Origin of the sequence: Caballeronia sp. GAWG1-1 (assembly GCF_023631465.1) — a bacterium.
Lineage (GTDB): Bacteria > Pseudomonadota > Gammaproteobacteria > Burkholderiales > Burkholderiaceae > Caballeronia.
The window spans coordinates 78,608-93,608 of record NZ_JALQDB010000013.1; the positions used below are offsets into that span (position 1 = coordinate 78,608).

The following is a 15,001-nucleotide window of genomic DNA, read 5'->3' on the forward strand; positions in this document are numbered from 1 at the left end:
CGAATTCTCCGGTGATCTATCTCCGCGAGAGGCGGAGCAACATTCTTTCGACCGGCACGCGGCCAGTCGCCAAACCATTCGTGATGCGCTCAGTGCGCCGCCCACTGGATGCTCGAGATATCGATGCCATCCTTGTGCATTTCCCACAGCGGCGACAGATCGCGCAGCTTTGCAATCTTGTTCTTCAGCAGGTTGATGACGTAATCGACATCCTGCTCGGTCGTGAAGCGGCCGACCGTGAAGCGGATCGAGCTATGCGCCAGCTCGTCGTTGCGGCCGAGCGCACGCAGCACATACGACGGTTCCAGCGACGCCGACGTGCACGCCGAACCCGACGACACCGCGACATCCTTGACCGCCATGATGAGCGATTCGCCTTCGACGAAATTGAAGCTGATGTTGAGATTGTGCGGCACGCGGCGTTCCATGTCGCCGTTCACGTACACCTCTTCCATGTCTTGCAGGCCCTTGAGTAGACGGTCGCGCAGGATGCGGATACGCTCGTTCTCGGTGGCCATTTCCTCACGCGCGATACGGAAAGCCTCGCCCATGCCGACGATCTGATGCGTTGCGAGCGTGCCCGAACGCATGCCGCGCTCGTGACCGCCGCCGTGCATCTGCGCCTCGATACGCAGGCGCGGCTTGCGACGCACGTACAGCGCGCCGATGCCCTTCGGCCCATACGTCTTGTGCGCCGAGAACGACATCAGATCGACCTTCAGCTTCTGCAGATCGATCGCGATCTTGCCGGTGGCTTGCGCTGCATCGACGTGAAAAATGATGCCCTTTTCACGCGTGATCTCGCCGATCGCCTCGATGTCCTGAATCACGCCGATCTCGTTGTTCACGCTCATCACCGATACGAGGATCGTGTCGGGACGAATGGCGGCCTTGAACTTGTCCAGGTCGATGAGACCGTCGTCCTTGACATCCAGATACGTGACTTCGAAGCCTTCGCGTTCGAGATCGCGCGTGGTGTCGAGCACGGCCTTGTGCTCGGTTTTCACCGTGATGATGTGCTTGCCCTTGCTCTTGTAGAAGTGCGCGGCGCCCTTGATCGCGAGGTTGTCCGACTCCGTCGCGCCCGACGTCCAGATGATTTCGCGCGGATCGGCATTGACGAGCGCCGCGACGTTTTCGCGCGCTTCCTCGACTGCCCGCTCCGCGTCCCAGCCGTACTGATGGCTGCGCGAAGCCGGATTGCCGAATTGCTCGCGAAGATACGGAATCATCTTGTCCACCACGCGCGGATCGACGGGGGTCGTCGCGCTGTAATCCATATAAATGGGCAGGTGGGGAATGTCGTTATTCATCTGTCGCTCCGGGAAAATCGTTCAATACACGTGGCCAGGATGCTCGCACTCGCGCTTCATGAGACGCGCCGCGCGGCTTCAACCAGCCAGGTTGAAAATGGAATTCGGCCCCTTGGGCACCACACGCGCGGCTTCGACGCCCGCCGGTTCGGCGCGGCGGTCGCGCAACACCGACGACGAACCTTCGCGAGCGCGCTGCTGATCAACCAGATCTTTCAGCGAGACGGAATCGAGATACTCGACCATCTTCTGATTGAGCGTCGCCCACAGTTCGTGCGTCATGCAGTGGCCGTCGTGCTGCTTGGTGCCTTCGCATGTGCCCTTGCCGCCGCATTGCGTGGCGTCGATCGGTTCATCGACCGCGATGATGATGTCGGCCACCGTGACGTTCTCGGCGCGGCGCGCGAGGTTGTACCCGCCGCCCGGCCCGCGTACGGACTCGACGATCTCGTGGCGACGCAGCTTGCCGAACAACTGTTCGAGATAGGAAAGCGAGATGCGCTGGCGCTGGCTGATGCCTGCCAACGTCACCGGGCCCTGCTCCTGGCGCAATGCCAGGTCGATCATCGCCGTGACGGCGAAACGGCCTTTCGTGGTGAGTCTCATAATTTGGGGGCTACCGCTAATACTCGATGATTTCTGTCAAGTATAAATATCCCACAGTTTTAGTCAAGTATCCGGGACCAGATAAGTAGCTGTTTAATTCTATTTCTTGCCGCGCGCAAGGCCGCCGCGTCGTGCCCAATTCAACTGACGAGTTGTGTCCGCAAGGCCGCCAGTAGCCCCTCACAAGCGTCTTCGCATTGATCGAGCACGCGCTCGAAACCGTCGTCACCGCCAAAATAGGGGTCGATGACCACGCGGCTGTCGTCACGCGTCGCGAACTCCATCAACAGGCGAATCTTGTCGCGATGCTCCGGCGGACAGACCGCCGTAAGCGCCGCGACGTTCTTGTCGTCCATTACGATCAACAGGTCGAAGCGAGCGAAGTCTTCGGCCGTGATCTGCCTGCCGCGCAACGGTGAGAGGTCGTAGCCGCGCTTCTTTGCGGCACGTTGAGCGCGCTCGTCGGGCGGATGTCCGATATGCCAGTCGCCCGTTCCCGCCGAGTCGATGATGATCCTGTCCGAAAGCTTCGCCTCCTCGACGAGATCGCGCATCACCGCTTCGGCGCTGGGCGACCGGCAGATGTTGCCGAGACAGACGAAGCAGACGGCGATGGAATTCATCTCAAGCTTGGAGGGACGGTTATCGGCTGCCACCATCGGCAACGCGTGTTCGATAGGCCCGAATTATACAAAGGGTCACAAAAACGCGCGCGCACGAGTCACTCAAGCAAATCCGCCGAGCACGATCAGCTCCCGTCGCGATGAATGTCATGCGTGATGAAGCCGGAGTCGCCGTTCGGCATTTTCAGCCAGTCGCGATGCGCGAGCGTGCGGCGAATGTCGTCGAGCCCGCTACTCCAATGCTCGCGCATGGTCGAAAGGCCGAATTGATAGTCTTTGTAATGCCCTTCGTATTCCTTGTGGCGGTAAATCAGGTGGATCACGTTGTAGCGCTTCGAGCACGCGAGTTCGGCCGCGCGCCGGCACCATTCGTCGTTGTTGCGCAGTTCCTCGGGCACGAGATCCAGCACGTGCTGCAATACGTTGCGATACCGCTGTGAGCGCTGCATCTGATCCGTCACGAGACGCGTGCGGCTGGAATATTGAACGTCCTTCACGCGACCCATGACGTCGACGATGCTGTCCGGCACCGGCCCGCGCGCGCTCCAGAGATCGACCTGAAATGCGAGTGTGTCGCGACGCGGCGTGGCCTGCGCAATCTCGTAGAGCGGCGTGTTGGACATGAGGCCGCCGTCCCAGTAGAACTGGCCGTCGACCTCGACTGCCGCAAAGCCCGGCGGCAGCGCGCCCGACGCGATGAAATGCTCGGCGCGCAGCTTGATCTTGGTATTGTCGAAGTAAGCGAAGTTACCGGTTGCCACGTTGACCGCACCGACCGACACGCGCTTTTCGCCCGAGTTGATGCGATCGAAGTCGCACAGGCCTTCCAGCGTGGCCCGAAGCGGCGTCGTGTCGTAATAACTTGCGGTCTGCGGCGAGCCGGCCGCGAGCGGCGAAGGGGGCGGAAAGCGCGGCACGAAAAAGCCCTTTTGCCCTTCCACGATCGCGCCGAACGCCTGCCACGCGGTGAACGCCTTGCGAATCTCGTCGGGCGATTCGAACAGCGCATGCTCGATGAACGCCGGCAATGGAAACCCAAATGCCGGCTGACAAATGGTTTCCCAGAACTGGAGCAGACGCGGCACGCGATCCTTAGGCGCATTGCCCGCGATGATCGCCGTATTCAGCGCGCCGATGGAGATGCCGGCGATCCAGTTCGGCTCGATGCCCGCTTCGTAGAGCCCTTGATAGACGCCCGCCTGATACGCGCCGAGCGCACCGCCGCCCTGCAGCATGAGCGCGATGGTCTCGTAAGGCGGCAAGTCGATGCGCTTGTCGCCTTCGTTCTGCGTCTCCGCTCGCAGCGCTTCGCTGTCGTCGATTTCCGCCATGCCGATGCCTCCGCTTTCTCGCGTGCGTGTCTTTCGCTTATTGCATGAACCAGCCGTGGCTCACCACGAACGATTGCCCCGTGAGCGCCGCTGTCTCGAACTCGGACAGGAACCGCACCATCTGCGCGACGTCTTCCACCGTGGTGAACACGCCGTCGACCGTGCCGCCCAGCATCACGCGCTTCACGACTTCTTCCTCGCTAATGCCGAGTTCCTTCGCTTGTTCGGGAATCTGCTTGTCGACGAGCGGCGTGCGCACGAAGCCCGGACACACCACGTGCGAGCGCACGTTATGTTTTGCGCCTTCCTTTGCCAGGACGCGCGCAAGCCCGAGCAAACCGTGCTTGGCGGTCACATAAGCGGACTTGAGCGGCGACGCTTCATGCGAATGCACCGAGCCCATGTAGATGACGACGCCGCCGCGATCGTCCTTGTACATGTGCTTCAACGCGGCTTTGGTCGTGAGGAAGGCGCCATCGACGTGAATGGCCATCATCTTCTTCCAGTCCGAGTAGGCATAATTTTCGATGGGATTGACGATCTGAATGCCCGCGTTCGACACGAGGATATCAACCGATCCCAATTCCGCCGCGACCCGGTCGATACCCTGATTGACCGCGTTCTCGTCCGTCACGTCCATCGCGATGCCGATAGCCTTGCCACCCTTTTCGCGAATCTCGGCGGCGACGGTATCCGCGCCTGACTGATTCAAGTCCGCGATAGCGACTGCCGCGCCCGCTTGTGCAAGCGTGATTGCGATTGCGCGGCCAATGCCGCTCGCCGCGCCCGTGACGACCGCGGTTTTACCATCGAGCTTGCCGTTCTGTGACATGCGAACCTCCTCTCTGACAGTTGAATGACAACATGCGACGCCATTGGCCGCAATCTGGCCGTTCGGCATAGGACGAGTCACGCCGCGCATGAGAACACCTAGACCGTTCGGCCGACTAGTCATGGACGACCGGAAGCGGCTATTGTGCATGAACGGCGTGTCGCACTGCAGCGAATACGAAGCGACGCTCGGCTACAATGAGTGCCCTTCGCGCATGCCGGACGTGCCGCGCCGTTTGCCCTGAACTCGTTTCCTGTTGCCCTCCGCGGGCCTTTCGCCATGCTCAGTTACCGCCACGCCTTCCATGCGGGAAATCACGCCGACGTGCTGAAGCACGCGCTCGTCGTCCGGATGCTTCGCCATCTCGCCCAGAAAGACAAATCGTATTGGTATATCGACACGCATGCGGGCGCCGGCGTCTACTCGCTGACCGAGGGCTTCGCCGCGAAGAATGCCGAGTATGAAAACGGCATCGCGCGGCTGTGGGAGCGCACGGATTTACCGCCGCTCATCGCCGATTATGTCGATGAAGTCACGGCCCTGAACGCCGATGGTGAATTGCGCTTCTATCCTGGCTCGCCGTATCTAGCGTGGCGGCTCATGCGCGAACAGGACCGCATGCGTTTGTACGAGTTGCACAGCACGGAAATCGACGTGCTGCGTCATAACTTCCGCGATGCAGGCCGCCGCGCAATGATCTACGAAGGCGATGGCTTCGACGGCATCAAGGCCATTCTGCCGCCGCCGCCGCGCCGCGCGCTCGTGCTGATCGACCCGTCATACGAAGACAAGCGCGACTACGCGCGCACGCTTGCTTGTCTTGAGGAATCGCTCAAGCGGTTCGCGACGGGCACTTACGCGGTGTGGTATCCGATCGTCGCGCGACCGGAGTCGCAACGCTTCGCGGAGCAATTGAAGGCCATTCAACCCAATGGCTGGCTGCATGCGGCATTGACCGTGAGGCAGCCGCCCGAAGACGGCTTCGGGCTCTACGGCAGCGGCATGTTTATTTTGAATCCGCCCTATACGCTCGCCGCCGAACTCAAGCAGGCGCTGCCATATCTCGTCGATACGCTCGGCGAAGACAAGAACGCATCGTTCAAGCTGGAGCACCGCGCGGCCTGAACCTGCTCGACTCAGGGATAAGGCGTGCGGGAATTGCCGTGCCGCCTGCCGTTGGATTGCGCAGGCGCAGTTGCTTGCCCCGACGAATAGTCGATGTACGGAGAAACGACGATAGGCGGCTGTTCCTGCTGCGGCGGTCCGGGCAGCGTGGCCATGGGCACCATGCCGGGCCCGCCGAGCGGCCCCGTCTGAAGCACGGTCCCCGGCACGCCGCTGTGGATGCCCGTTTGCGTGTCCAGCACCAGCGGCTCGCCGCCCGGCGTGCCGAACGCCAGTGGCGCAATGACGCAAAGGCATGCGCCGAGTGCCGCGCGAGCGCGTCGTGCCGTATTGCTTCGCGTGCTTCGGAAAGCCTTCGTCGCGTCGTGGATATGGCTGCGCATCGCTCGCTCTTTTATGTAGACGAAACCGCTTTACCTTACGCCGGTGGCAAGCTTTAGGCTAGGTGTTTTGCCTCACAACCGGCCCTTCTCAGGAGATACGATGCAATCGACCAGAACACTGCTTGCCCTTCTCATCTCGCTTTGCAGCGCCACCGCCATGGCCCAGACGGCCGCGCCCGCTCACGACTCCATGCACGGCATGCATATGTCCGAAGCCACGCCGAACGCGGCGGGATCGTCATCGACAGCGGACTTTCAGGCCGCCGACAAGTCGATGATGTCGGGCATGTCCGACATACAGTACAGCGGCGACGCCGACCGCGATTTCGTCGCGCACATGATCCCGCATCACGAAGGCGCGGTGGAAATGGCGAAAGTCGAGCTGAAGTACGGCAAGGACGCGAAGCTGCGCAAGCTGGCGAAGGACATCGTTGCGGCACAGGAAAAGGAAATCCGCTTCATGAAGCAGTGGCTCGCGGCGCATCCGCAAACGAAGTAAGCGGAACAAGCAGCGCGCCAAAAACGACAAAGCCCCGCGTTGCGGGGCTTTTTGCATGGCCGTGGCGCCTTGTGCGGCGCTACTGCGCCTTAAGCGTTGTAGCCGTTCGATTCGAGCGAGCGGATGCGCATTTCGAGCTGAACGATATCCGCGGATTGCGCCAGATACTCTTCGCGGCGACGTTGTTCGGCGGTTTCAAACCAGATGCCGAGTTTTTCGAGCAAGACTGCAAACATGATGTTTCTCCAAGGATTTCAACGATCCCTAGCATTTCGGGTCAGGGATTACCCGTATAAGGGATAACCCGGATTATAGCGCTTGAATTTCAAAAAGTGTAGTTATATGCATGAACACTGTGCATTTCGTCACGCAGTGGTGCGTCTTTTTTGTCTTACTCAACCTACTGATTTCAAGCAGCTTTTTCTACATCGTCCGTGAGTGAAAGCGCACTGTTGGTGCATGACTCCGCAAGCTGATCCAAAATGGGGCAATCAGGACGCTCGTCGCCATGACAGTGGTTCGCAAGATGAACGAGCGTATCGCGCATGCTCGTCAGTTCATCGATCCGGCGGTCCAGTTCGGCGACGTGCTCCGTTGCAATCGCCTTCACTTCGGCGCTTGCACGCGAGCGGTCTTGCCATAGCGCCAGTAATTTGCGTATGTCTTCCACCAGGAAGCCAAGCCGGCGCGCTTGCCGGACAAACCGCAATGCATGAACCTCCTGCGCTCCATACACGCGATAACCCGACGACGTTCGTCCCACCGGATTGAGCAAGCCGACGCTCTCGTAGTAGCGGATCATCTTCGCCGTCACGCCCGAGGCCTTAGCCGCTTCACCTATGTTCATTTCTCGCTCCGCATAAAATCTTGAAATCGACTCTACACCTTCCCATCATGGCAAGGTATACGATGTTGTCATCGATCCAATTTTCAAGCGAGGAAACCGGGATGACCGAGTTCGAAGTTCAGGGCATGAGTTGCCAGCATTGCGTCGCCGCCGTGACGCGCTCGATTCATGAAATCGATCCGCAAGCGCAAGTGCGCGTCGATCTCGAACGTGGCCGCGTGACAGTCGAGTCATCGCAGACGAATGAGGCGTTGATCGACGCAATCGACGACGCCGGCTACACCGTCAAAGGCGCCGCGTCCGCATGAGCGCCAGCGAACGCTTTACCGTTGCGCTCATCGGCGCGTCGGGTTTGCTGGGGCGCGCGGTCGGCGCCGAGCTGAAAAACGCGGTCGAGGCGCATGACTGGCGCGTCGTGCGCACGACGCATCGGCATGGCGATGCGGGCAGCGTGTCGCTCGATATTCGCGATCACGACGCCGTGCGCGCCTTTCTGCGGCGCGAGAAGCCGAATGCCGTCGTGGTCGCCGCGGCCGAGCGCCGTCCGGATGTGTGCGAGAACGATCCCGCTCTCGCCCGCGCGCTTAACGTCGATGCCTTGCAGACAATCGCGACCGAAGCCCGCGCGCTCGGCGCCTGGGTATTGTCGATCTCGACCGACTACGTGTTCGACGGCACCTCGCCGCCCTACTTTCCCGACGGCGCGCCCGCGCCGCTCAACGCCTACGGCCATAGCAAGCTGGATGGCGAGCGCGCGCTACTCGCGTGCGATCCGGCTTCATGCGTGCTGCGGCTGCCGTTGCTCTACGGTCCGGTTGTCGACTGGAGTGAATCGGCGGTGACGAGCCTCACGCCCGCCATCGTCCGATCGGCCGATGCCGCGAATGCGCCCGCGCCAATGGACGCCTGGGCGACCCGCTATCCGACCTACACGCCCGATGTCGCCGTGGTAATCCGCGGCATGCTCGAACAGCACGCGCATGGCGAGACGATTTCGGGCATCGCGCAATGGTCCGGCGACGAGCCGATGACCAAGTTCGATATCGCCGAGCGCATCGCGCGAGTACTGAAACTCGACGCGAAGCTCGTCGCTCAAACCACGCCCACGGACGCGACACCGCGCCCGCGCGACTGTCATCTCGATTCGGGGCGGCTCGAAGCGCTCGGGATTGGACGGCGCACGCCTTTCGATACCGCGATCGCGCATCTGCTCGCTCGATATCCCGAGCAAGCTCAGTGAAAGTCGCGGCTCGGCGCGGCGAGCCGGCCAAGCAGCGCGCTATGGTCTTCGAGCCGCTGCGCCACCAGATGCCGCACATCGCCTTCTTTTTGCCAGACGCCTTGCACGCCGAGCAGCGACGCGCCCAGCAACACCTTGCGCTGTTTCTCGACGAGTCCCGGCCAGACGATCACGTTGATCGAGCCGGTTTCGTCCTCGAGCGACAGGAAGATCGTGCCGTTCGCCGTGCCCGGCCGCTGCCGCACCGTGACGATGCCGCACGCCCGCACGAAGCGGCCGTTGCGAGTCTCGCCGAGTTCAGCGGCGCTTTTGAAACGCTGGCGCGCGAGCCGCTCGCGCAGCAAGGCGAGCGGATGACGATTGAGCGTGAGCCCGAGACTCGCGTAGTCGTCGACGATCTCGCGGCCTTCCGATGCTTCCGGCAACGCGAGCGGCGCTTCGGTCATCGGCGCATCGCGCAGCAATTCCGGCGCGCGCTGCTGCGCGGTCACCGCCCACCAAGCCTGACGCCGATGTCCCGCGATGCTTTGCAGCGCATTGCCCGCTGCAAGCGCTTCGAGTTCGCGACGCGACAGGGCCGCGCGACGCGTGAGATCGTCGACATCGACGAATGGTGCTTGAGCGCGCGCCGCCATGATCCGCTCGGCCGCCGCTTGTGAAAAACCCTTGATCAGTTGCAGCCCGATGCGCACGCCCGGACCGCCCGCGCCGTACGCCTGGGCACCGAGCCTGACGCGCTTTTTGAGCTTGCGCGCGCCGCGTCGCATGGTCTTGCGAAATACCTGATCCGGGCAAGGTGTGCCGTAGAACTGCTGACGCCGCCGCTGCTTTTCGGCATCCTGCAAGACGCGCACGCCATCGCCAGGCGGCATTTCCAGCACCGATTCCCAGTCGCTCAGCGACACATCCGGCGCGAACACCTGCACGCCATGACGCCGCGCGTCCTGCACGAGTTGCGATGGCGAATAAAAGCCGAGCGGCTGGCTATTCAGCAAGCCGGCCAGAAACGCCGCCGGTTCGTAGCGCTTGATCCACGCGCTGACATAGACGAGCAGCGCGAAACTCGCCGAATGACTCTCGGGAAAACCGTATTCGCCGAAACCCTCGATCTGCTTGCACACGCGCGCCGCGAACTCTTCCTCGTAGCCGCGCGCGAGCATCTTCGTCATCAGATCGGCCTGATACTTTTCCAGATGACCGCCGCGTCGCCATGCGGCCATCGCGCGGCGTAGCTGATCGGCCTGTTCCGCGCTATAGCCCGCGGCGACCATCGCGAGCTTCATCACCTGTTCCTGGAAAATCGGCACGCCGAGTGTACGTTCGAGCACCGGCCGCAGTTCTTCCTTCGGATACTCCGCTTCCTCGAGCCCTTGCTTGCGGCGCAGATACGGATGCACCATGCCGCCCTGAATTGGACCGGGCCGCACGATCGCCACTTCGATCACGAGGTCGTAGTACTTGTTGGGCCGTAGACGCGGCAGCATGCTCTGCTGCGCGCGCGATTCGATCTGGAACACGCCGACCGTGTCCGCGCGGCAGCACATCTCGTAGACGGCCTTGTCCTCGCGACGCACATGCGTCATGCCGAAATCCGGCACGCCACGCCGCAGCGCGATGAATTCGAGCGCGCGCCGGATCGCGGAGAGCATGCCGAGCGCGAGCACATCGACCTTCAACAGCTTGAGCTGATCGATGTCGTCCTTGTCCCACTGAATCACGCAGCGATCCTTCATTGCGGCGTTTTCAATCGGCACGAGGCGCGACAAGCGTTCGCGCGCGATCACGAAACCGCCGACGTGCTGCGACAAGTGACGCGGAAAGCCGCGCAACTCGCGCGTAAGCCGGATCAGATGCTTCGTCACGTGCGAGTCTTCGTTGAAACCCGCTTCCTTCAGATAACCGGCCACCGCGGACGGACCATCCCACCACTGCTGCGACTTGCCGATCCGTTCGATGAGCGACGCATCCAATCCCAGCGCCTTGCCGACATCCTTGAGCGCACTCCTCGTGTGATACGTGGTGAGCGACGCCGCGAGCGACGCGCGATGCCGCCCGTACTTCTGATAGATGTACTGGATGACTTCCTCGCGACGCTGATGTTCGAAATCGACATCGATATCCGGCGGTTCGTTACGCGCGCGCGAAATGAAGCGCTCGACCAGCATGCTCATCTCGACCGGATTGATCTCCGTGATGTAGAGGCAATAACAGATGATCGAATTGGCCGCCGAGCCGCGCCCCTGACACAGGATCTTCCGGCTGCGCGCGAACGCGACGATGTCGTAGACCGTCAGAAAATACTTCTCGTACTTCAGGTCCGCGACGAGTTCCAACTCCTTTTCGATCTGCCCGATGGTCTCCACGCTCAATCCGTTCGGCCAGCGTTTGAGCGCGCCCGCGATCACGTTTTTGCGCAGATAACTGCCTGGCGTTTCGCCGGGCGGCACGAGTTCCTCGGGATATTCGTAGCGCAATTCATCGAGCTCGAAGGTGCAGCGCTTCGCGACCTTCAAGGTCTCGGCAATCGCTTCTTTCGGATACAACGCGCCGATGCGCAAGCGTGTACGCAGATGCCGCTCCGCGTTCGCTTCGAGCGCGTAACCGCATTCGGCCAGCGGACGATTGAGGCGGATTGCCGTCAACGTGTCCTGCAAGGGCTTGCGCGAACGCGCGTGCATCAGCGCGCCGCTTGCCGCAACGAGAGGCAAACCGCTCGCCTTCGAAATCACGCGGCACGAAGCGAGACGTTCATCGTCGCTGCCGTCCTGCCACAACTCCAGCGCAAGCCACGCGCGGCCAGCGGCGAAACTTCCAAGCCAATGAGCGCGATCGAGCGTATCGGCAAGCGTGGCCGAGCGTTGCGGAACCAGAATCAAGAGACAGTGCGGCAGATGCTTCAGATGCGCGATATCGCCGCGTAAATCGGTGGCATCGAACGAGTCGGGCGGAGTGGCGGCGGGATTCGTGAAATCTTCCGGACCAATCCGATACGTTCCCTTCGGCGAACGCGAGCGCGCAAGCGAAATCAGCTCCGACAAATTGCCGTATCCCTCGCGATTGGTCGCCAGCGCAATGAGCGTGCAAAACGGCTCGCCGTTGGCATCGGTGAGATGCAATTCACTGCCGATTATCAGCTTCAACGTTGCCTGCTTGGGCGATGGCTCGCCGGCCTTTCGCGCCGCGTCGGCTGCGGCTTGCGCCCGCGTCTCGATCTCCTTGATCGCGCCGTACGCGCGCACGACGCCTGCAAGCGAACATTCGTCCGTGATTGCTAGCGCGGTATAGCCGTGTTCGAGCGCGGCGGCCGCCAGTTCCTGCGGATGCGAAGCGCCGCGCAGGAACGAGAAGTTGCTCAGGCAATGCAGTTCCGCGTAACCGGGCAAGAACGCCGACGCGGACATCGCGCCGGAGAACTTGCCTTTGCCGTCGCCACCGCCCAGGCCGATGAGGTCGCTCAAATCTTCCATGGCGGCGTCATCCGAAAAAACCGTGGAGAAACCAGTCGCCCGTCAGACGCTCGCGATACACCCAGAACATGCGGCCGCGATCGTCGGAGGCGACGTAGTAATCGCGTTGAACGCCGTTGCCGTCCCACCAGCCCGCTTCGATACGCTCGGTCCGGCTGATGAGCTTCAACGCGCGACGATAGAACGGCCGCTCGTTGCGCAACATCAGCTTTTGCGGCGTTTCGAGAATCCACGATGGCCGCGGCTGCGAAGGCACGGCTTGGTCGGGAAGCTCGAACGATTCCGCGCTTTCTTCTTCCGTGTCGTCTGGCGTCGGCGCTTCGACGCCCTCTTTCGCGCGCGACTTTTTTCCGCGCTTGGGCTTGGCCTTACGTTCAGGCTGATACGTTTCGACCGTCACCGCCGCTTCCGGCCGATGATCCTCCCGCTCGCTCAATTGCACGACATTTTCCGCGCCGAGTCGCGCGCTCAGACGCTCCAGCAACTGCGCCATCGAGTCGGCATCGGAACCCGGCATGGGGAAAAGCGTATCGGCGGGCGGCTCGTGCTCGCTGACCTTGTCGGCCAAAAGCTTCATCTCGATCACCGGCGCGATCAAGGTTGCCTGATTCAGCTTTTCGCGCAGCAGCCAGAGAATGTGCTCGGCATCGCGCGTCGGCACAGCCCATGCAATCTTGAGCGTCGATGTCTTGGGTGCGTTGCGCGCCGCCAATTCATGTTCGAGCAAAAGCGAAAACTCGCTGACCGCCGAGTGATGCGCGTTCAGCCAACCGGCGAGTTGCAACACGAGCCGGCGTGCCGCAAACAACAGCGCATCGGCGTTTTCGACGCGCGCCTGCAACTCGAGTTTCGCCTCGAACGATGCCGGCGCGCAAAAAGCTTCGCGCGGATCGGGCGCCTGCCCGTAAGCTTGCGCGAGCCATTGCAGAATGCCCTGCCCGAAACGCCGCGCCACGCCTTTGCGCGGCAAGCGACGCAAGTCGGCGAGCGTCACGCAACCAATCTGCTCGAACGCATTGCCATGCGATGCCGCCGACGGCACGAGAGACACCGGCAAGGCATCGAGCGCGCGCACGAGTGTTGCCTCTTTCACAATACGAACGCGTTTCGCCACTCGTCGCGTGCGCGCGTGCGCAAGGAGCCACGCGCCCCACGCGGTCGGCGCACAGCCCATCCGGGACGTGAAGCCACAATCTTTCACCGTGGAGCGCACCTTTGCAAAGAGGCTGCGCAAGCCGCCGAAAAGCCGCATGCTCGCGCCGACTTCCAGCAACACGGTATTCGCATGTGCGAGCACGACCTTCGGCGTGAACGCGAGCAAGGACAACGCCACTGCTTCGAGCGCGCGCTGCTCTTCGCTGATATCGACGGCAAGCAAAGTGAGCCGCGGCGCGAGCGCGAACGCATGCGAGCGCGTGCTGCCCGGGCGCACGCCGAGGCGGAACGCGACGAGATCGGGCAGCAGAATGCGCGCGTGATCCGCGAGCGCAAAACATGGCTGACCGGAATCGTCCGCGTTCGCAACCGAATTGCCGACGAGCGCTTCACCGGGCATCGAGCCCGTTCCAGGCGAGGTCGAATTCGTCGAGATCGACGGCATCGATGGCGGCCTGACTGCTTCGAGCGATAAAAGCGGCAATGTCACCGCTATCCACAACATGATTGACCTCTCGTGCTCTCCTGGCTTGATCCGCGCGACGAATGTGCTCGGGCAAGGCCGGCATTTGCAGCGGCAAACGCAACTGCAGCGGTTTCTCCAGCAACGGACCACGCCGCTTGATGATGTCGATTTCGAGCATGACCACCTGCATCCATTCGCGACGATTCATTGTCTGCGCGTGCGCAGGCAGCACCGGTTTGCAGACGATGCGCAATGGTGCCGCGGAGGATTGCTTCGCGGCATCGAGCGGGCGGAACAGAAACACCAGCGACTGCGATTCCTGAGCGGCCACTTGCAAACGACGCAGCGCATCGGGCCGCGCCTTGGGCAGCCAGATCAGGACCGCGCCGCTGCCATCCTGTTTGAGCGATTGCTCGGCCGCCCATAGCACCTGATCCTCGGGCGCTTTGACCCAGACCAGCTTGCCCGGCGCGATGTTCATCGACCGGAACGCTGCTGGATTGGGCATCCAGGGAGGCGCTACGAAGATGACGGTGCGGCCTCTTTTCGTCACCAACTCACGAAGCGAACGCGCGAGCAGCCTGACCTCGCCGACCCCGCATTCTTCGATAAGCAATTCAGTGACGGCGCCGGCCATCCAGCCGGTATTTGGCAAGACCAGATCGAGCGCCCGATAGCCACTCGAAACGACACCCGCGTCCGACACGCCGACCTGCTCGCCTTGCCAAAGCTGCTGCTGCAGGCGCGATGTCAGCCCGATATCGAGCAGTGAAAGTGCTGCACCCATGAGTCTTCCCCGTCCACCCGAATGCAAGAGCCTGCTCATGCCCAGAGCATTCGGCAACCCTTTTGTACTGTATATTTATACAGTATTTTGAGGCGACGAGGTAAACGGTCGATGTGAGTTTAGACGGGCTTGAGACGGACGACTGGAGGGGATTTGAATGTTTCTGGATGGGGATTTGGTGCTTGCGTCGTGATGTAAGCAAGACTTTTTTGCGCGCCCAACGCCGCAGAAATGCAAAAACCCCACCTGGTTGGGGGTGGGGTTTTTGTTGCTGCATGAGGAGCCTGACGATTACCTACTTTCACACGGGAGATCCGCACTATCATC

General features: G+C 61.7%; 15 protein-coding genes. 4 read left to right on the plus strand and 11 right to left on the minus strand.

What is annotated here, in order from left to right:
• Nucleotides 1-89: 89 nt before the first annotated feature.
• The 5 genes from NCT03_RS08585 to NCT03_RS08605 form a co-directional block, all read right to left on the minus strand.
• A complete protein-coding gene (locus NCT03_RS08585) occupies nt 90-1,313 on the minus strand; it encodes an IscS subfamily cysteine desulfurase (RefSeq protein ID WP_250492500.1) in 1,224 nt (407 codons plus the stop codon).
• Between the two features lie 78 nt (nt 1,314-1,391).
• A complete protein-coding gene (gene iscR, locus NCT03_RS08590; protein WP_244825427.1) occupies nt 1,392-1,919 on the minus strand; it encodes a Fe-S cluster assembly transcriptional regulator IscR in 528 nt (175 codons plus the stop codon).
• 140 nt (nt 1,920-2,059) lie between these two features.
• Nucleotides 2,060-2,542, minus strand: coding sequence for a low molecular weight protein-tyrosine-phosphatase (locus tag NCT03_RS08595; RefSeq protein ID WP_250492501.1), 483 nt, complete (start codon nt 2,540-2,542; stop codon nt 2,060-2,062).
• A 125-nt stretch (nt 2,543-2,667) separates the two neighbouring features.
• Complete coding sequence (locus NCT03_RS08600) at nt 2,668-3,873, minus strand: DUF3734 domain-containing protein (protein WP_250492502.1); 1,206 nt, start codon at nt 3,871-3,873, stop codon at nt 2,668-2,670.
• 37 nt (nt 3,874-3,910) lie between these two features.
• Complete coding sequence (locus tag NCT03_RS08605; RefSeq protein ID WP_250465089.1) at nt 3,911-4,705, minus strand: 3-hydroxybutyrate dehydrogenase; 795 nt, start codon at nt 4,703-4,705, stop codon at nt 3,911-3,913.
• Nucleotides 4,706-4,984: 279 nt separating this feature from the next.
• On the opposite strand from NCT03_RS08605, the gene NCT03_RS08610 reads away from it, so the two are divergent.
• Nucleotides 4,985-5,830: a 23S rRNA (adenine(2030)-N(6))-methyltransferase RlmJ gene (locus NCT03_RS08610; RefSeq protein ID WP_250492503.1), complete on the plus strand. Its 846-nt coding sequence runs from the start codon at nt 4,985-4,987 to the stop codon at nt 5,828-5,830.
• Between the two features lie 11 nt (nt 5,831-5,841).
• Here the strand turns inward: NCT03_RS08610 and NCT03_RS08615 are convergent, their stop codons facing one another.
• Entirely contained in the window at nt 5,842-6,213 is a 372-nt protein-coding gene (locus tag NCT03_RS08615) for a hypothetical protein (protein WP_250492504.1), read from the minus strand.
• Nucleotides 6,214-6,313: 100 nt separating this feature from the next.
• On the opposite strand from NCT03_RS08615, the gene copM reads away from it, so the two are divergent.
• Nucleotides 6,314-6,712: a CopM family metallochaperone gene (gene copM / locus NCT03_RS08620; protein WP_250465093.1), complete on the plus strand. Its 399-nt coding sequence runs from the start codon at nt 6,314-6,316 to the stop codon at nt 6,710-6,712.
• An 89-nt stretch (nt 6,713-6,801) separates the two neighbouring features.
• Here copM and NCT03_RS08625 read toward each other — a convergent pair whose 3' ends face one another.
• Nucleotides 6,802-6,948, minus strand: a complete 147-nt coding sequence (locus tag NCT03_RS08625) for a DUF3563 family protein (RefSeq protein WP_250492505.1) — start codon at nt 6,946-6,948, stop codon at nt 6,802-6,804.
• 173 nt (nt 6,949-7,121) lie between these two features.
• Nucleotides 7,122-7,559, minus strand: coding sequence for a Cu(I)-responsive transcriptional regulator (gene cueR / locus NCT03_RS08630; RefSeq protein ID WP_250492506.1), 438 nt, complete (start codon nt 7,557-7,559; stop codon nt 7,122-7,124).
• Between the two features lie 101 nt (nt 7,560-7,660).
• Between cueR and NCT03_RS08635 the strand changes: the two genes are divergently transcribed.
• Together NCT03_RS08635 and NCT03_RS08640 are read left to right on the plus strand one after the other, a co-directional pair.
• Nucleotides 7,661-7,867: a heavy-metal-associated domain-containing protein gene (locus NCT03_RS08635; RefSeq protein WP_250492507.1), complete on the plus strand. Its 207-nt coding sequence runs from the start codon at nt 7,661-7,663 to the stop codon at nt 7,865-7,867.
• A complete protein-coding gene (locus NCT03_RS08640; RefSeq protein ID WP_250492508.1) occupies nt 7,864-8,799 on the plus strand; it encodes a dTDP-4-dehydrorhamnose reductase family protein in 936 nt (311 codons plus the stop codon). The genes NCT03_RS08635 and NCT03_RS08640 overlap by 4 nt, the downstream gene beginning before the upstream one ends.
• On the opposite strand, the gene NCT03_RS08645 is transcribed toward NCT03_RS08640, so the two are convergent.
• From NCT03_RS08645 to imuA, 3 genes are read right to left on the minus strand one after another with little or no spacing between them, the layout of a single operon-like run.
• Nucleotides 8,793-12,266 carry an error-prone DNA polymerase gene (locus NCT03_RS08645; protein WP_250492509.1) on the minus strand — a complete coding sequence of 1,158 codons (3,474 nt, stop codon included), beginning with the start codon at nt 12,264-12,266 and terminating at the stop codon, nt 8,793-8,795. The genes NCT03_RS08640 and NCT03_RS08645 overlap by 7 nt on opposite strands.
• A 7-nt stretch (nt 12,267-12,273) precedes the next feature.
• A complete protein-coding gene (locus NCT03_RS08650; RefSeq protein WP_250492510.1) occupies nt 12,274-13,926 on the minus strand; it encodes a Y-family DNA polymerase in 1,653 nt (550 codons plus the stop codon).
• Nucleotides 13,811-14,674 carry a translesion DNA synthesis-associated protein ImuA gene (gene imuA / locus NCT03_RS08655; RefSeq protein WP_244825443.1) on the minus strand — a complete coding sequence of 288 codons (864 nt, stop codon included), beginning with the start codon at nt 14,672-14,674 and terminating at the stop codon, nt 13,811-13,813. The genes NCT03_RS08650 and imuA overlap by 116 nt, the downstream gene beginning before the upstream one ends.
• Nucleotides 14,675-15,001: the final 327 nt, after the last annotated feature.